Raw genomic sequence first — 18,274 nt, 5'->3', positions numbered from 1 at the left:
AAAGGAAAGTGCCTTTTTCATATTCCCGTTCGGCTTGGGCTTAGGCCATATTCTGCCGCAGGCGTCAAGGAAATATGGAGTCTCCAGAGGTCGGCCGGTCCTGCCGGCTGGCTTCAGTTGACCGGCCAGACGTAAAGCAGCATGGGAATGCTGGCGAGGACGATCATGATCGATAGCGGCAGGCCAAGCCGCGGATAGTCGCTGAAACGATAACCGCCAGGACCCATGACCAGCGTATTGCACTGGTGCCCGATGGGGGTGAGGAAATCGCAGCCCGCGCCGATCGCCACCGCCATCAGGAAGGCCTCCGGCCGGAAACCGAGCGTGGTGGCAAAACCCGCTGCAATCGGCGCCATGACCAGCACCGTTGCGGCATTGTTGAGAAAGGGCGTAACCGCCATGGCGGTGAGCAGGATCATGCCGAGCGCGGCAAAGGGCGGCAGGCCCTGAGCCGCGTTGCCGAGCCAGGCGGCGATCAACTCGCTGGCGCCGCTGGTGCGCAGCGAGTCGCTGACGGGAATGAGGGCGGCGAGCATGACGAGGATCGGGCCATCGACGGATTTGTAGACTTCGGTCAGCGGAATCGCGCCGACGACGATCATCATGAAGGCGGCTGCGAAAAAGGCGACCGAGACCGGGACCAGACCGCTGCCGGCCGCGATCATGGCGGCGGCGAGTACGATGACCGGCAAAAGCGCGCGGCGCTGTACGCCGAGCAGAATCTCCCGCTGCGCCAGCGGCAGCAGCGAAAATTCCTGCAGCACCTGCGGCAGGTTCTTGCGGCTGCCCTGTAAAAGGATGACGTCACCCGCCTGCAATGTCAGTTCCGAGAGCCGCTGGCTGACACGCTGGCCGCGCCGGCTCACCGCGATCAGGTTGACGCCACGCGTATAGGACAGCGCGAGTTCCCGCGCCGAAATGCCGTTCAGAACGGATTCGTTGCTGATGACGGCCTCCATGGAAATGAGATCGGCGGTTTTCTGGCCGTTCTCCATCAGGGGCTTGCCGGAAAGCAGCAACTTTGCCTGGGAGACGATGCGGTCGAGCCCTTCCGGGCTGCCTTCGAGCAGAACCGTGTCTCCGGCCTTCAGCGTCACGTCGGGAAAGGGGGAAATGCGCCGCGGTCCGCGCAGGATGGTGCTGGCGATGACATCGCCATCGGCCTGCTTGAGAAGTTCGCGCAGCGGCTTGTCCGCAAAGGTATTGTCTGCAGGCAGCGTCGCTTCGGCGGTATAGGCGGACTGGTCGAGAATATCCTCGACAGAGGCCTTTTCCCGGTTACGCACCGGAAGCAACCGATAACCGAAGGTCAGGAAGATGATGCCGATGACGGTGAGGCCAGCCCCAACGGGCGTGAAATCGAACATCGAGAAGCTCTCACCGGTCATCTCCTCACGCAGGCGCGAGACGACGATGTTCGGCGACGTGCCAATCTGCGTCATCAGCCCGCCCAGCAAGGCGGCAAACGCCATGGGCATCAGGTAATAGGAAACCGGGCTTCCGGATTTGCGGGCGAACTGGAACGCGACGGGCATCATGATGGCGAGTGCGCCAATGTTCTTGATGAAGGCCGACATGACGGCGACGACGATCATCAGGAAGGCGAGCTGCAGGCCTTTGGAATGCATCTCGGGGAAATATTTCTTGATCGTCATATCGACGATGCCTGAACGCGCCACCGCCGAACTGACAACCAGTGCGCTGCCGACGATGATGACGATATCATCCGAAAAGCCGGAAAATGCCTTGTCGAAAGGCACGACGCCGAGTGCTACAGCCACCAGCAGCGCGCTGCAGGCGACGACGTCATAACGAAACCTGTCCCAGGTGAAGGCCACCATCATGCCGGCGATGACGGTGAAGGCGAGGATCTGGTCTGTCGTCATGCTGGCTTATGCTTTCGAAGGAGAGGCGGCGGAAGTCGCACCTATCGATGAGGATATCGAAGAACGCAAGCCGGGGTGAGGCGGTTCCTGGCGTGAACTGAGGATTCACGCCCCTCCGTCATGCCGGACTTGATCCGGCATCCAGCCAGCCCAAGTCTTTGTGCTGAAAGGACTCTCTCCAACGCGCAGACGCGCGTCGGCTGGATGCCGGATCAAGTCCGGCATGACGGAGGTGAGGTTTCGTTAGAGAAGATAATGAGCGATATCGTCCCATTCCGGATTGAGATCTTCAATCAACTTGATCTTCCAAGCGCGTGGCCAGTTTTTTATATTCTTTTCTCTAGCAATCGCGTCCGTGACGAGATCGTATGTCTCGAACCAAACGAGAGTCTTGACGCCATAACGGGTTGTGAAACCGGGTGTCAGATTGTTCTGATGCTCATATAGTCGCTGAGAAAGATTGCTGGTAACGCCAATATAGAGCGTTCCGTTTCTTTTCGATGCAAGAATATAAACGTAACCTTGGCGCATGAGAAAAGCATGCGCAGCGCCAACTATTTTGGCAATAGGCAGAAATCATTTCCGTCATACCGGACTTGATCCGGTATCCAGCCAGCCCAAGTCCTTGGGCTGAAGGGACTCTTTACGATGCGCAGACGCGCATCGGCTGGATGCCGGATCAAGTCCGGCACGACGGAAGGAAGTGCGGTCAATGCACCTCTTCCGCACCCGCCTTCTTCCTGCGCCTTGCATTGCGCGCCAGCATGTTAAGCAGTTCCACCAGTGCCGAGAACGCCATGGCGGCATAGACGTAGCCCTTGGGAACATGGAAGCCCATGCCTTCGGCGATCAGTGTCGTGCCGATCATCATCAGGAAGGCGAGCGCCAGCATGACGATGGTGGGGTTGCGCTCGATGAAATTGGCGAGCGGCGTTGCGGCCAGCAGCATGACTGTCACGGCCACGATGACGGCGACGATCATGATCGGCAGGTGAGGGGTCATGCCGACGGCGGTGATGATGCTGTCCACCGAGAAGACGAGGTCGAGCAGCAGGATCTGGCCGATGGCGGCGCCGAAATTCATGCCCACAGGGCCGCCCACCAGGTCTTCCTTGTGGTCTTCCGGGTCGACATTGTGGTGAATTTCCTTGGTCGCCTTCCAGACGAGGAAGAGACCGCCGGCGATGAGGATCATGTCCTTCCACGAGAATGGGTGGCCGAAGGCTTCGAAGACCGGTGTGGTGAGCTGCACAATCCAGGCGACGGTACCAAGCAGGCCAAGGCGCATGACGAGCGCGAGGCCTATGCCGATCTTGCGGGCTTTTTCGCGCTGTTCAGGCGGCAGCTTGTTGGTGAGAATGGAGATGAAGATCAGGTTGTCGATGCCAAGCACGACCTCCATGACGATCAGTGTGACGAGCGCCACCCAGGCGGCGGGGTCCGACAGAAGAGGGAGAATGGACTCCATCAGGTATGTTTTCCTTTCAGCAACAAGGCCAGCCGATATATTCGGTGGGTGGAATTTATAGCGCAATACGCGAGAAACAAGGAGATAGCTCCTGTGTTTGGCAAGATTTCATCGAAATTTCGCGCAAACCGCGTATCGGACGCCATTGCCTTGCCGGCCCGATGCCGGTCAGGCCGTCCCTTGCTGAATGGTCTCAGGCCTTGTCTGTTCCGTAAGCCGCCATGAATACGTTGATGGCGCTGCTGATAACCCGGTCCAGTTCCTCGTCGGGAACCGGGCCTTCCAGTTCGCCGAACAGCCGCAGCTTGAAGAAGGTGCCGGTGGAAAGCTCGATATATTGCCGGGCGGCCAGTTCAGGATCGTCCACTTTCAGATGGCCGATCTCGACCTGATGTTGGATGAAATCCAGGAGCACGGTGCGTACGTTGTTCGGAGCCGACAGGAAAAAGCGCTGCGCCAGTTTTGGCATGCGATCGATGACGCCGAGCACCGAACGCATGGCGGGGATCATGTCCGAACAGATCATCTTGTTGGCAAAGGCCTTGCCGAACTGCTCCAGCCCCTCGCGCACCTCCTCGGTGCCCTCAAGGATATGGCGCATGGAGGTGGCGAATTCGTTGCGATGGTGATCGACGAGCGCAACGAACAGATCCTCCTTGTTGGAGAAATAGACGTAGATCGTGCCCTTGGAAACGCCCGCTTCACGCGTGATGTCGTTCATGCTGGCCGCATCGAAGCCCTTGCGCTTGAACACACGCCAGGCACCTGCCAGAATCTGCTCGCGTTTGGCCGGGTCTTCGCCCGCCGCAAAACGCCCGGCGGCATTGCCCGGACAGCCCGTTTCCGTTTCCGTCTCCATATCCCTGTCTTCACCTGCCATCGCTACCGCCTTCATAGCATCACAACGGCGTAAAAAAATTAACCGAACGTCGAACCAATCGGTTCGATAACACTTGATATGTGTCAGGAAAGAGATTATGTCAATCGAACCGAACGGTTCAGTTCGAAAAACTTTCTTCAATCTATCACGGTAAGCTCTCTCATGTCGGCCCAGAAGAATAATGCGGTTCGCGCCGTCAACGATGCGGAAGAGGCGGATATCTCCGCCAAGGCCGAGACCTCTCCCGCAAAGCCGGCGGAGGCGCCTTCCCAGCAGCCGCAGGCAGCGCCGGCACCAAAGCAGAAGAAGCGCTCGAAGCTTCTGCCTGTCATTGCCATTGCACTGCTGGCCGGTGCTGGCTGGTACGGTTACAACTGGTGGATCGATGGTCGCTTCCTGGTGTCGACGGACGACGCCTATATCGAAGGTGACATCGCGGTCATCGCGCCGAAGGTTTCCGGTTACGTCGCCAGGGTGAACGTGGTCGAGAACCAGGAAGTCAAGGCGGGCGACCCGCTGGTGACGCTTGACGACGGCGATTATCGTATCGCGCTTGACCAGGCCGAAGCGCAGATCCGCACCGAGGAACTGTCTCTGAAGCGTATCGATGCGCAGATCATCGGCGGCGAAGCGGCGCTCGAGCAGGCCGTTGCCCAGAAGGGCGCGCTGGATGCAGCCCTTCGTGGTGCGGAAATCACCCAGAAGCGCGCAAGCCAGCTGCAGGCAAAGGATGTCGGCACGGTTGCCGCGTCCGATAATGCGCAGGTCGCGCTCGATCAGGCCAAGGCGAATGTCGTCGCCGGCGATGCCGCCATCGCCTCGGCCAAGGCCAATGTGGAGCTCCTGCGCGCCCAGCGTCAGGAGGCGGAAAGCACCATCCGTTCGCTGCAGCTGTCCCGCGACAAGGCGGCCCGCGATCTGTCCTTCACGGTTCTGAAGGCGCCTTATGACGGCGTTATCGGCAATCTCGCGGTACAGAATGGCGATCTGGTGTCTGTCGGCAAGCGTCTGGCTTCGCTGGTGCCGATGAACGAGCTTTATATCGACGCCAATTTCAAGGAAACGCAGCTCGCCCGCGTCGTACCCGGTTCGAAGGTGCGCGTGCATGTCGACGCCTTTGACGACGCTACGATCGAAGGCACGGTCCAGTCGATCTCGCCGGGTTCCGGCTCGGTCTTCTCGATGCTGCCGCCGGAAAATGCGACGGGCAATTTCACCAAGGTCATCCAGCGCGTGCCGGTTCGGATCGTCTTCTCCAAGGAAGACCTCGAAAAGCATAATCTGCGCGCGGGCCTCAGCGTTGTTGTCGATGTCGATACCCGCACGGCGCCGGAAACCACCAGAACGGCGCAAGCTAATCCGCAGGCCAAGTAAGGCGCGTCTTTGACGCACCGTTGAGGGCAAGATCATGGCGGCTACGGTTGTCGGTACGGGCGGGGCGTCCATCCCCGCCGATCCTCCGATGGACAGGCGCAGGCTCATCGCATTCTTCGCGATGGTCTTCGGCATGTTCATGTCCATTCTCGACATTCAGATCGTTTCCGCCTCGCTTGCGGAAATCCAGGCCGGCCTCGGCGCCGGCTCGGATGAGATCGCCTGGGTGCAGACGTCCTATCTGATCGCGGAAGTCATCATGATCCCGCTGTCGGGCACGCTGGCGCGCATCCTCTCCACGCGCGTGCTCTTCGCCACCTGTGCTGCGGGCTTCACGATCTCGAGCGCGCTCTGCGCCACTGCCACCAATATCGACCAGATGATCGTTTACCGCGCGATCCAGGGCTTTATCGGCGGCGGCATGATCCCGTCGGTCTTTGCGGCCGCCTTCACCATCTTCCCGCCGTCCAAACGCTCGGTCGTCTCACCGATCATCGGTCTCGTCGCCACGCTCGCGCCCACCATCGGCCCGACGGTCGGCGGTTATCTTTCCAACGCCTTTTCCTGGCACTGGCTGTTCCTCGTCAACATCATCCCCGGCATCATCGTCACCATCCTGACATGGAGCCTGATCGATTTCGACAAGCCGGAAAAGTCACTGTGGAAGAAGTTCGACTGGTGGGGGCTGATCTCCATGGCCGTCTTCCTCGGCTCGCTGGAATATGTGCTGGAAGAGGGTAACAACAAGGACTGGTTTAACGACGAGCACATCGTCATGGGAACGGTCGCCATGGTTATCGGCGCGGTCGTCTTTTTCTGGCGCGCCTTCAAGGTGGAGTTCCCCGTGGTTGATATCCGCGCCTTTGCGGACCGCAACTTCTCCATCGGCTCGCTGTTCTCCTTCGTCATGGGCATCGGGCTTTACGGGTTGACCTATCTCTACCCGCTCTATCTCGGCCGGGTGAGGGGATATGACGCGCTGATGATCGGCGAAACCATGTTCGTGTCCGGCCTTGCGATGTTCTTCACCGCGCCGATTGCCGGCAAGGTCTCCACCAAGCTCGATCCGCGGGCGATGATGGCCATCGGCTTCATCAGCTTCGGCTGCGGCACCTGGATCATGACGCATGTGACGACCGACTGGGATTTCTACGAGCTGCTGATCCCGCAGATCCTGCGCGGTTTCGGCCTGATGATGTGCATGGTGCCGATCAACAACATCGCGCTCGGCACCCTGCCGCCCGCCCGTATCCGCAACGCCTCCGGCCTGTTCAACCTCACGCGTAACCTCGGCGGCGCCGTTGGTCTTGCCGTCATCAACACCATGCTGTCGCAGCGCACGGACGACCATTATGTGCGTCTGGCCGAACATATCAGCTATTCCAACCCCAAGGCGCTGGAATGGCTGAACAGTGTCGGCGCCAACTATGATTCCTACGGGCTCGATGGCGCATCCGTCGCGGTCAAGAAAATGGTCGGCATGGTCTCGCAGCAGGCATGGATTCTAGCCTTCGCCGATGTGTTCTTCGCGCTGACGCTGCTGTTTTCCAGCCTGATCTTCATGACGATCCTGATCCAGAAACCCAAGGCAGCGCCGCCACCAGACGCGGCGCACTGATAACAATCCCCTCCCATCCACCGCAGAGCTGGGGCCGTCGGAAATGACGGCCCCTTTTTTATATCCGGCCAACATCCCCATTTCGCCTGTTGCCAGATTTCAACTGTTGATCGCAGCGGGCAAGCCATGTATATCAATCTATGAGGTACGTACCTCAAAGGCGCAAGGGGAGCGAAAACGGGGCCGGGAGGACGGCTGACCGGGATTGTGGCCCCTTGGGCAGGGCGGTTCAGAGGGGGAGATCATGGCGGCCTTGGAACTCAATCCAGACTTCGCAATCACGGATGAGCAGTCGCTTCGCGGCCTGTTCGAGCCGACACATGCCCTTGCGCTACAGAAGTGTCAGGACAGGCTCGGCGAACATGCGCAGGAATTCATTCGGCGTTCGCCCTTTCTCTGCATCGGCACCCAAAACCTTGAGGGAAAGGCCGATGTCAGCCCCCGCGGCGATCCGCCGGGCTTTGTAAGGGTTCTCGACGCGCGCACGCTGGCGATCCCGGACCGGCCGGGCAACAATCGCCTTGATACGCTCAGCAATATCATCGCCAACCCCATTGTCGGTCTCTTGTTTATCGTGCCCGGTTTCGACGACACCCTGCGGGTGAACGGGCGAGCGACACTGAGCACCGATCCAGAACTACTGAAGCTGATGAGCGTTGCGGATCGTATCCCCAAACTTGCCATCGTCTTGAAGGTGGATGAGGTCTTCATGCATTGCGCCAAGGCGTTCCGGCGCTCCCACCTGTGGGATCCCGCGCATCACCAGTCCCGGTCGGAAATGCCCTCGCTTATCAAGATCATCTTGGATGAAACGTCGCGCACTCCGACAAATGGGGATGACCTGCGGAAGATGGATGAGCAGCTGGAGCAGGACTACCGCCGGACCCTCTATTAGCCTCAGCCCATGCCGGGATTGATATTCCGCAGCCATTTGATGAATTATGAGGTACGTACATCATTTTTCGATTTACGGCGGCCGCAAAGCTGGATATGCAGGAGGCGGGAGGAGCCATGAAGCCGACAGTTCACGATATCGCCGAGCGGGCGGGCGTCAGCCTCGCCACCATAGACCGGGTGCTGAACATGCGTCCCGGCGTGCATGCCGCAACGCGGGCGCGGGTGGAAGCGGCCATTGCCGAACTGGGTTATGTGCGCGACATCGCCGCCGCCAATCTGGCCAAGGGGCGCAATTACTCGATGATCTTCATCCTGCCCGGCAACGACAATTCCTTCATGGCGACACTGCGCGCCGAGGTACGGGCTGCGGCCAGCCGCTCGCATCTGGAGCGGACGGCGATCCGCGTCATCGAGGTGCCGCCGTTTAATGCTGCGGCTCTGACCGAGGCTCTGGAAGTTGCGCGCCGGGAAAAACCATCCGGGGTGGCCTTCGTCGCCACCGATTCCGAAGATGTGGCGGAGGCCGCCGACCGGCTGGCGGAAGACGGCATCGCCACGGTGACGCTGGTGTCGGACCTCTCGGGTTCGAGGCGCGACCATTATGCCGGTGTGGACAACGTCGCCGCCGGGCGCACGGCGGCGAGCCTGATGGGACGTTTTCTTTCCGGGCGCGGCGGCGATGTCGCCGTTGTGGCCGGCTCCATGCTGGTGCGCGACCATCGCGAGCGTCTGGAAGGGTTTCGCGCCGTCATCGAGGCAGAGTTTCCCCAGGCGCGGCTGCTGCCGGTGCTGGAGGGCAGGGACGATCCGCTGACCGTCGAGGCGCTGGTGCGCGAGGCGCTCGGCAATGCAACCCTCGCCGGCATTTACAGTCTCGGTGCCGGTAATCGAGGTCTCATCCGCGCGCTTGGGGCGGTAGATGACGAAAGACCGCTTTCGGTCATCGCCCATGAGCTCACCGAAACCACCGCCAATGCGCTGCGGCAAGGGCTGCTGGATGCCGTGCTCAACCAGGACGCGGGTCACGAGGTGCGCAGCGCCATCCGCGTCCTGAAGGCGCGCGCCGATGGCCTGCCCGTCATCGCCGCGCAGGAACGTATTCGTATCGATATCTTCCTCAGGGACAATCTTCCCTGAAGAAACTCTTCCGAAGGACAAGTGGCCGCCGGTTTTCCCTCTGGCGGCGGCTTTAAAAAACCGCATGAACTTTGGCGCATGGCGCGCCGGAATGGAGAAATACATGTATCTCGGTCTCGATCTTGGCACTTCAGGCGTCAAAGCCCTGCTGATGGACGGCGATCAGAAAATCATCGGCTCGGCCAACGGCTCGCTGGATGTCTCGCGCCCGCATCATGGCTGGTCGGAACAGGACCCGGCGGACTGGATCGCCGCGACGAAAACCGCAGTTGCCGGCCTGAAGCAGAAGTTTCCGAAAGAGCTTGCCGCGGTGAAGGGCATCGGCCTTTCCGGCCAGATGCACGGCGCCACACTTGTCGATGCCGATGGCAAGGTGCTGCGCCCCTGCATTCTCTGGAATGACACCCGCTCCCATGCCGAAGCAGCCGCACTCGACGCTGATCCGCGCTTCCGCAAGATAACCGGCAATATAGTCTTCCCTGGCTTCACCGCGCCGAAGCTCGCCTGGGTGGCAAAGAACGAACCTGAAGTCTTCGCAAAAGTCGCCAAGGTATTGCTGCCGAAGGATTATCTGCGGCTGTGGCTGACCGGTGAATATATCTCGGAAATGTCCGATTCCGCCGGCACCTCCTGGCTCGATACCGGCGCGCGCAAATGGTCATCCGAACTTCTCGCCGCCACCGGGCTCGATGAAAAACACATGCCGTCTCTGGTGGAAGGCACGGATGAGGCGGGCGTTCTGCGCGCCGAGCTTGCCTCCGAATGGGGCATTTCCGGCCGCACCGTCGTTGCCGGTGGGGCGGGCGACAATGCAGCTTCGGCCTGCGGCATGGGCACGGTGAAGGAAGGTCATGCCTTCGTGTCGCTCGGAACCTCTGGCGTGCTCTTTGCCGCCAATGCCTCTTATCTGCCGAAGCCGGAAAGCGCCGTGCATGCCTTCTGCCACGCGTTGCCCAATACCTGGCACCAGATGGGCGTCATTCTGTCCGCCACGGATGCGCTGAACTGGTATTCGCGGCTGACAGGCCAATCCGCCGCCGATCTGACCGGCGAACTCGGCGACACGCTGCTTGCACCGACTGGCGTCACTTTCGCTCCCTACCTTTCCGGCGAGCGCACACCGCACAATGATGCTGCCATCCGCGGCTCCTTCATCGGCCTTTCGCATGAAAGCGACCGCAAGGCGCTGACGCAGGCCGTGCTTGAGGGCGTGACCTTCGCGATCAGGGACAATCTCGAAGCCTTGAAATCCGCCGGCACCTCGATCTCTCGTGTCACCGCCATCGGCGGCGGCTCGCGTTCGGCCTATTGGCTGGCGTCGATTGCTACGTCGCTTGGTGTGCCAGTGGATATTCCCGCCGAGGGTGATTTCGGTGCGGCCTTCGGTGCCGCGCGTCTCGGCCTGATTGCCGCGACCGGAGCTGATCCGGTGGCGGTGTGCTCGCAGCCGGAGACGGCGCGGACGATTGAGCCGGTGGCTGATCTGGCCGATGCCTATGAGGAGGCTTACCGGCGGTATCACGCGGTTTATCCGGCGATTAGGGGGCTTTCGCATTGAGGTGTTGAGGGTGCGGCTTCACCCCCCTCTGCCCTGCCGGGCATCTCCCCCTCAAGGGGGAGATCGGCAAGCGGCGGACACTTCACTTCGACTTCAGCCTCGCAAGAGGTGGACACCTACCCACGAGTCGATCTCCCCCCTTGAGGGGGAGATGTCCGGCAGGACAGAGGGGGGTGAGCGGCAAACGCCAACCCTGAAATTTCAGAACACCATCTAGACCCACCAAGGAGGAACCACCCCATGAGCACAGGCTTCTTCGGCGATATCGCCAAGATCAAATATGAAGGCCCCGACAGCACCAACCCGCTGGCCTTCCGCCACTACAACCCTGATGAAATCGTCGCGGGCAAGCGCATGGAAGACCATCTGCGTTTTGCGGTGGCCTACTGGCACACCTTCACCTGGCCGGGCGGTGACCCCTTTGGCGGCCAGACGTTCGAGCGCCCATGGTTTGAAGACAGCATGCAGGCCGCGAAACTGAAGGCCGACGTGGCGTTCGAATTCTTCTCGCTGCTCGGTTCGCCGTTCTACTGCTTCCACGATGCCGACGTACGGCCGGAAGGCAAGAACTTCGCGGAAAACACCAAGAACCTCAACGAGATCGTTGATTATTTCGCGCAGAAGCAGGCCGATACCGGCGTGAAGCTCCTTTGGGGCACGGCCAACCTCTTCTCCAACCGCCGCTTCATGTCGGGTGCCGCGACCAATCCCGATCCTGACGTCTTCGCTTTCTCCGCCGCAACGGTGAAGACCTGCATGGACGCCACCAAGAAGCTCGGCGGCGCGAACTACGTTCTGTGGGGCGGCCGCGAAGGCTACGAAACCCTGCTCAACACCGATCTGTCGCGCGAGCTCGACCAGCTCGGCCGCTTCCTCAATCTGGTGGTGGAATACAAATACAAGATCGGTTTTGAAGGCACGATCCTTATCGAGCCGAAGCCGCAGGAGCCGACCAAGCACCAGTACGACTATGACGTCGCCACCGTTTATGCCTTCCTGCAGAAGAACGGTCTCGACAAGGAAGTGAAGGTCAATATCGAGCAGGGCCACGCCATCCTCGCCGGCCACTCTTTCGAGCACGAGCTTGCCATGGCCAACGCCTTCGGCATTTTCGGCTCCATCGACATGAACCGCAACGATTACCAGTCCGGCTGGGATACGGACCAGTTCCCCAACAACGTGCCGGAAATGGCGCTCGCCTATTACCATGTTCTTGCCGGCGGCGGTTTCAAGAATGGCGGCACCAACTTCGATTCCAAGCTGCGTCGCCAGTCGCTCGATCCGCAGGATCTGCTGATCGGCCATATCGGCGGCATGGATTGCTGCGCCCGTGGCCTGAAGGCGGCGGCGAAGATGATCGAGGACGGTGCGCTTTCGAAGCCGCTCAAGGAGCGTTATTCCAAGTGGGATTCGCCGGAAGCCCAGAAGATGCTGCGCGGCGAGCTGAAGCTCGACGAGATCGCGGCATTGGTCGAGCGCGAGGATATCAATCCTGAGCCGAAGTCTGGCCGCCAGGAATATCTCGAAAACGTGGTCAATCGTTACGTTTGACGTGATGGAGGGGGTGACGGCAACGTTGCCCCCTCATCGCCCCGCTGCGCTCCGGCACTTCGCCCCGGCGGGGGAAAGAACAAGCTTCACGCTCCTTGCCAAACGCGGCGGGCCCGGCATATCTCTTCTCCCCGCCGGGGAGAAGGTGGCCCGAAGGGCCGGTTGAGGGGCCCGCTCTCCGTTCTGCTCCAGAAGAAGCTGACAACTCTGCGCCACCCCTCCATCCTTTTCAGTCACTTCCGAAAAAATTCTTCCTCTCCCGTCCCCATTGCCTCCGTTGGCTGCATCATTCCTCCCGCAACCGGAACGGAAGGGCGATACGCGCGGCGCCTTTTGCGAACCGGTTGCCGGCATCGACAAGCATGGTTCTGGTAGACCGTGTTTCGGAGAGGCGTCCCGCACGGCCAGAGGCGGGAAGGGCTGATCGGATAGATGTCGTGAAAAGGCTTTAGGTGAGAGGCCATGATCATGATCTTCATGATGCGGCCCGGTGCATGCAAATACTTCCACCACTTCTCATTCCACACGCATTCACCGGGCCTGCCTCCCATGCCGCCGCTACGCGCTGCGGTGACGTTTGCGCATGCAAAGCGCTTTGGGCCTGTTCACCGCGCATCCTGAAACGTTGTAGATTCCGCCGAGCCCGACTGTACCTCGCAGGCGACATGGTCTAAACCGCTGCTGATCTTTTCACATCCGATGGACTCTCCGATGACCGATCCCAAAACGCTCGCAGCCCGTTTCCCCGGCGATTTCCTGTTTGGCGTCGCAACTGCCTCGTTCCAGATCGAAGGTTCCACCAAGGCGGATGGCCGCAAGCCCTCCATCTGGGATGCCTTCTGCAATATGCCAGGCCATGTCTTCGGGCGTCACAATGGCGATATCGCCTGCGATCATTACAATCGCTGGGAGGAAGACCTCGATCTCATCGAGGAGATGGGGGTGGAGGCCTATCGTTTCTCGATCGCCTGGCCGCGCATCATTCCCGATGGTTTCGGGCCGATCAACGAGAAGGGTCTGGATTTCTACGACCGTCTCGTTGATGGCTGCAAGGCACGCGGGATCAAGACCTATGCGACGCTGTACCATTGGGATCTGCCGCTGACCCTGATGGGGGATGGCGGCTGGGCTTCCCGCTCCACGGCACATGCCTTCCAGCGTTACGCCAAGACCGTCATGGCCCGCCTCGGCGACCGGCTGGATGCGGTTGCGACCTTCAACGAGCCTTGGTGCGCGGTGTGGCTCAGCCATCTCTATGGTATCCACGCGCCGGGTGAGCGCAACATGGAGGCGGCCCTTGCCGCCATGCACCATATCAACCTCGCCCATGGTTTTGGCGTGGAAGCTTCCCGCCATGTCGCGCCGAAAGTGCCGGTGGGGCTGGTATTGAACGCCCATTCCGTCATTCCCGCTTCCGATGGCGAGGCTGATCTGAAGGCAGCCGAGCGGGCCTTCCAGTTCCACAATGGCGCGTTCTTTGACCCGGTCTTCAAGGGCGAATATCCCGCCGAGATGATGGAGGCGCTGGGTGATCGTATGCCCGTCGTGGAGGCGGAAGACCTCGGCATCATCAGCCAGAAGCTCGACTGGTGGGGCCTGAATTATTACACGCCGATGCGCGTTGCCGACGACGCGACACCGGGCGCGGAATTCCCCGCGACTATGCCCGCACCGGCGGTCAGCGATGTGAAGACCGATATCGGCTGGGAGGTTTACGCTCCGGCGCTGAAGTCGTTGGTTGAGACGCTCTACAGGCGTTACGATCTGCCGGAGTGCTACATCACCGAAAACGGCGCCTGCTATAATATGGGCGTCGAAAACGGCGAGGTGAATGACCAGCCGCGTCTCGATTATTACGCCGAACACCTCGGCATCGTCGCCGATCTCATCCGTGACGGTTACCCGATGCGCGGTTATTTCGCCTGGAGCCTGATGGATAATTTCGAATGGGCCGAGGGTTACCGCATGCGTTTCGGGCTCGTGCATGTTGATTACGAAACGCAGGTGCGGACGGTGAAGAATAGCGGCAAGTGGTACAGCGCGCTGGCTTCGGGTTTTCCGAAGGGGAACATGGGGTGGTGAAGGGGTGAAACCTCTCCAACGTCATCCTCGGGCTTGTCCCGAGGATCTGCAACCTGCTGATTTTATTCAATGTGATTAGATCCTCGGCACAGGGCCGAGGATGACGTCGAGAGGATGTATCGCGGGCACGCCAAAAAGTTCTCTCCCCTTATTATCAGTTTTCCAAACTTTTTTATCGGTTACCCCACGGTGCCTGCTTGCGCCTGCCGTCCCGGCTCCTATGTGAGACGGGCTACGAAGCGTAGCGCCCATCCTGCCGTCAAGGGGCAGGGCGGGCTGGTCCTCCCAGGGAAAACGAACATGCTTATCGAAAAACTTAACTGGCGTTATGCCACCAAGAAAATGGACCCTTCCAAGACGGTGTCCGAAGACAAGGTTGAGCGCATTGTCGAGGCAGCGCGGCTGGCGCCCACCTCCAGCGGTCTTCAGCCCTTTGAAGTCATCGTCGTCACCGATCCGGAAGTGCGCGCCAAGATCCGCGAGATCGCCTGGAACCAGGCGCAGGTGACCGAAGGCTCGCATCTGCTGGTCTTTGCGGCGTGGGATAATTACACCGAAGAGCGGATCAACCATATGTTCGATCTGGTCAATGAAGAGCGCGGCATCAAGAATGAAGGCTGGGAAGCCTATCGCCAGATGCTGCTTAACACCTATCCGCAGCGCGATCAGCAGGTGAATTTCGAGCACGCCGCCCGTCAGGCCTATATCGGTTTCGGCATGGCTGTGGCGCAGGCCGCCTTTGAGGGTGTGGATTCCACTCCGATGGAAGGTTTCGATCCTGCCAAGCTCGATGAAATCCTTGGCCTGCGTGAGAAGGGCCTGCGCTCCGTCACCATCCTGCCGCTCGGTTATCGCCAGCCGGAAGGCGACTGGCTGGTGAACCTGAAGAAGGTGCGCCGCCCCGCTGAAGAATTCGTCAGCCGCGTCTGATTCAAGCTACTCGCAAAATCTTGACTGCCGCAGGGCTGCACACGCGGCTTTGCGGTAGATTTTTCCTCTCTTTTCAGATAATTGAAAAAACATCCCTGTTAAAAGGTGGCGTGTGCGGGCAAGTATGCGCCATCGAATTGCCGATCCCCGGCATTTCTGAGTGAAAGCCTGACGAAATGACCCGGAAAATCAGCTGTCATCGAATGTGCCCGAAGGCTGCATGAAGAGAGCGGTTCAGCACCGCAACAGGATTTTTTGAGACCCGATCCGTCACGCATTCCCAGAGTTCACAATGAGTTTTCCATCCAGTGCGGCCTCGCCCGCGCGCCAAGAACAGGCGGTCCCTGAAGGGGCGGCAAAGGAGCCGATGGTCACGTTCGAAGGCGTGACCAAGACCTTTGGCGGCACGGGCGGCAAGCCCGGCTTCGCAGCCCTAGCCGGTATCGATTACGCCGTGCCGAAAGGCTCAATCACCGGCATCATCGGTCGCTCCGGTGCTGGCAAGTCCACGCTCATCCGCCTCGCCAACGGCCTTGAAAAGCCTTCGACCGGTCGTGTGATCGTCGATGGCGTCGATGTTGCGGCGCTCGATGAAAAGAGCCTGCGCACGCTGCGTCGTTCCGTCGGCATGATCTTCCAGCACTTCAATCTCCTGTCCTCGCGCACAGCGTTCGACAATGTGGCGCTGCCGCTCGAAATATCAGGCATGGGCAAGAAGGATATCGAGACCCGGGTTGCGCCGCTGCTCGATCTTGTTGGCCTGTCCGATAAGGCAAAGCGTTATCCGGCGGAACTTTCCGGCGGCCAGAAGCAGCGTGTCGGCATTGCCCGTGCGCTCGCCACCCAGCCGAAGCTGCTGCTGTCCGACGAAGCAACGTCTGCGCTCGATCCGGAAACGACACAATCCATTCTCGAACTGCTGAAGCGCATCAATGCCGAACTCGGTCTGACCGTGCTGCTCATCACCCACGAGATGGAGGTGGTAAAGACCATCGCGTCGCAGGTGGCCGTCATCGACAGGGGACTGATCGTTGAGCAAGGCACCACCTTCGATATCTTCACGGCGCCGAAACACGAGACCACCCGCAGCCTGCTGTCGTCCTCTGTCGGCGTGAAGCTGCCGCACTGGGTTACCTCTGGTCTCAAGCCGCAGGCAGCGGAAGGCGATCGTGTTCTGGTGCGTCTGGTGTTCTTCGGAGAAACGGCCTTCCAGCCGCTGACGGCCCGTCTCGTCGCCGAAATCGGCCCCGATGTGAACATCCTCGCCGGCACCATCGAGGAAATTTCCGGCGAGCCCTTCGGTTCGCTTGTCGTCTCCTATCCGGCCTCGGCTGAGGTTACGGCGCGCGCCGATCGCTTTTATGCTGAAACCGGTCTTCACACGGAGGTGCTCGGTTATGTCGCCTGATATGATCTTCAACCTTCTGCTGAAAGGGCTGTTGCAAACCCTTCACATGGTTGCTGTTTCCGGCATCGTTGGGTCCATCATCGGCGTGCCGATGGGCGTTTTCCTCGCCACCAGCGGCAAGGGCGAACTGTTTCCCGCGCCCATGACCAACCGCATCCTCGGCCTCATCGTGAATGCGGCGCGCTCCACGCCCTTCATCATTCTTGTCGTGGCGATCATCCCCTTCACCCGTCTCGTGGCGGGCACGTCGATCGGCACCAGTGCCGCCATCGTGCCGCTGACGGTCGCGACCGTGCCTTTCATCGCAAGGCTGGTGGAAGCGGCGATCCGCGAGGTGGACAAGGGTCTGATCGAGGCCGCCCGCGCCATGGGCGCGACCCCGCTGCAGATCGTCACCAAGGTTCTGCTGGCTGAGGCCAAGCCCGGGATCACGCTGGCGCTCACGCTCACGCTGGTCAGCCTCATCGGTTATTCGGCCATGGTGGGCGCGGTTGGCGGAGGCGGGCTGGGCGATCTCGGCATCCGCTACGGTTACCAGCGCTTTATGCCAGACGTGATGCTGGCCGTGGTTCTGGTGCTGATCGTGCTGGTGCAGCTGGTGCAGAGCGCCGGCGACCGGCTGGCGCGCAGCTTCGACAAGCGTACACGGAAGAATTAACTGCGTTCATAATAACAACCCAAGGAGACACCTATGAAGAAACTTATTCTCGCGGCATCGCTCGCCGCTCTCTTCACCGCCGGTCAGGCGCTGGCCGAGACGATCAAGATCGGCGTCACCCCCGCCGAACACGCGCAGATCATGGAACAGGTGAAGAAGATCGCGGCCGCCAAGGGCCTCGATATCGATATCGTCGAGTTCTCCGATTATGTCGTGCCGAACCAGGCGCTGAACGACGGCGAGCTGCAGGCCAACTCCTTCCAGCACCAGCCTTACCTCGACAACCAGATCGCTGACCGCAAGTTCGATCTCGTCAGCGTCGGCACCACCATCACCACCCCGATGGGCGTTTATTCGAAGAAGGTGAAGAGCCTTGACGAGCTGAAGGATGGCGCGACGGTCGGTATTCCGAACGATCCCACCAATGGCGGCCGCGCCCTTCTGGTTCTCGCCTCCAAGGGCCTGATCAAGGTCAAGGAAGAAGCTGGCCTCAAGGTAACCCCTGCCGACATCACCGAAAACCCGAAGAACATCCAGATCGTCGAACTCGACGCCGCACAGCTGCCGCGCTCGCTTGACGATACCGACGCTTCGGTCATCAACACCAACTATGCCACGGCAGCTGGCCTGAACCCGAAGAAGGACTCCATCGCCATCGAAAGCGAAAAGTCCCCTTACGCGAACGTCATCGCCGTTCGCACGCAGGACAAGGACAAGCCCTGGGTGAAGACGCTGGTGGAATCCTACCACAGCCCGGAAGTGAAGGCCTTCATTCTGGAGAAGTATAACGGCACGGTTATCCCGTCCTGGTAATCGCTCCATCACGA

15 protein-coding genes are annotated in these 18,274 nt (G+C 60.2%); 11 read left to right on the top strand and 4 right to left on the bottom strand.

What is annotated here, in order from left to right; genetic code table 11:
• Positions 1-113: 113 nt before the first annotated feature.
• The 4 genes from K7A42_RS14115 to K7A42_RS14100 form a co-directional block, all read right to left on the bottom strand.
• Positions 114-1,886, bottom strand: coding sequence for an SLC13 family permease (locus K7A42_RS14115; RefSeq protein WP_282455420.1), 1,773 nt, complete (start codon positions 1,884-1,886; stop codon positions 114-116).
• A gap of 243 nt (positions 1,887-2,129) precedes the next feature.
• A complete protein-coding gene (locus tag K7A42_RS14110; protein ID WP_135855667.1) occupies positions 2,130-2,417 on the bottom strand; it encodes a GIY-YIG nuclease family protein in 288 nt (95 codons plus the stop codon).
• Positions 2,418-2,595: 178 nt separating this feature from the next.
• Complete coding sequence (locus K7A42_RS14105) at positions 2,596-3,354, bottom strand: TerC family protein (RefSeq protein ID WP_072493045.1); 759 nt, start codon at positions 3,352-3,354, stop codon at positions 2,596-2,598.
• Positions 3,355-3,547: 193 nt separating this feature from the next.
• Positions 3,548-4,234, bottom strand: a complete 687-nt coding sequence (locus K7A42_RS14100) for a TetR/AcrR family transcriptional regulator (RefSeq protein WP_004445213.1) — start codon at positions 4,232-4,234, stop codon at positions 3,548-3,550.
• A 162-nt stretch (positions 4,235-4,396) separates the two neighbouring features.
• On the opposite strand from K7A42_RS14100, the gene K7A42_RS14095 reads away from it, so the two are divergent.
• From K7A42_RS14095 to K7A42_RS14045, 11 genes are all read left to right on the top strand, one after another.
• Positions 4,397-5,608, top strand: a complete 1,212-nt coding sequence (locus K7A42_RS14095; RefSeq protein WP_004445212.1) for an HlyD family secretion protein — start codon at positions 4,397-4,399, stop codon at positions 5,606-5,608.
• Positions 5,609-5,642: 34 nt separating this feature from the next.
• The gene (locus tag K7A42_RS14090) at positions 5,643-7,226 is read left to right on the top strand and encodes a DHA2 family efflux MFS transporter permease subunit (RefSeq protein ID WP_004445211.1); all 1,584 of its coding nucleotides are present in this window, start codon (positions 5,643-5,645) and stop codon (positions 7,224-7,226) included.
• A gap of 244 nt (positions 7,227-7,470) precedes the next feature.
• The gene (locus K7A42_RS14085) at positions 7,471-8,121 is read left to right on the top strand and encodes a pyridoxamine 5'-phosphate oxidase family protein (RefSeq protein ID WP_037092303.1); all 651 of its coding nucleotides are present in this window, start codon (positions 7,471-7,473) and stop codon (positions 8,119-8,121) included.
• A 116-nt stretch (positions 8,122-8,237) separates the two neighbouring features.
• A complete protein-coding gene (locus tag K7A42_RS14080) occupies positions 8,238-9,260 on the top strand; it encodes a LacI family DNA-binding transcriptional regulator (protein WP_035207134.1) in 1,023 nt (340 codons plus the stop codon).
• A gap of 103 nt (positions 9,261-9,363) precedes the next feature.
• Positions 9,364-10,818, top strand: coding sequence for a xylulokinase (xylB, locus tag K7A42_RS14075; protein ID WP_282455499.1), 1,455 nt, complete (start codon positions 9,364-9,366; stop codon positions 10,816-10,818).
• Positions 10,819-11,058: 240 nt separating this feature from the next.
• A complete protein-coding gene (gene xylA / locus K7A42_RS14070; protein WP_280171232.1) occupies positions 11,059-12,369 on the top strand; it encodes a xylose isomerase in 1,311 nt (436 codons plus the stop codon).
• A 711-nt stretch (positions 12,370-13,080) separates the two neighbouring features.
• Complete coding sequence (locus tag K7A42_RS14065; RefSeq protein ID WP_282455419.1) at positions 13,081-14,451, top strand: GH1 family beta-glucosidase; 1,371 nt, start codon at positions 13,081-13,083, stop codon at positions 14,449-14,451.
• 300 nt (positions 14,452-14,751) lie between these two features.
• Positions 14,752-15,381 carry an NAD(P)H-dependent oxidoreductase gene (locus K7A42_RS14060; protein ID WP_004445205.1) on the top strand — a complete coding sequence of 210 codons (630 nt, stop codon included), beginning with the start codon at positions 14,752-14,754 and terminating at the stop codon, positions 15,379-15,381.
• A gap of 367 nt (positions 15,382-15,748) precedes the next feature.
• Positions 15,749-16,789, top strand: a complete 1,041-nt coding sequence (locus tag K7A42_RS14055; protein ID WP_060942288.1) for a methionine ABC transporter ATP-binding protein — start codon at positions 15,749-15,751, stop codon at positions 16,787-16,789.
• A complete protein-coding gene (locus tag K7A42_RS14050) occupies positions 16,779-17,447 on the top strand; it encodes a methionine ABC transporter permease (protein ID WP_006699527.1) in 669 nt (222 codons plus the stop codon). Before K7A42_RS14055 ends, K7A42_RS14050 begins: the two co-directional genes overlap by 11 nt.
• Before the next feature lie 33 nt (positions 17,448-17,480).
• Positions 17,481-18,260 (top strand): MetQ/NlpA family ABC transporter substrate-binding protein, encoded by a 780-nt coding sequence (locus K7A42_RS14045; RefSeq protein WP_006699526.1) that lies wholly within the window; start codon positions 17,481-17,483, stop codon positions 18,258-18,260.
• Positions 18,261-18,274: the final 14 nt, after the last annotated feature.

The organism is Agrobacterium sp. InxBP2 (genome assembly GCF_026191755.1).
In the GTDB taxonomy this organism is placed as follows: Bacteria; Pseudomonadota; Alphaproteobacteria; order Rhizobiales; family Rhizobiaceae; genus Agrobacterium; species Agrobacterium pusense.
Note: the sequence above shows the minus strand (reverse complement) of the source record. Positions and strands in the feature narration are given on the sequence as shown.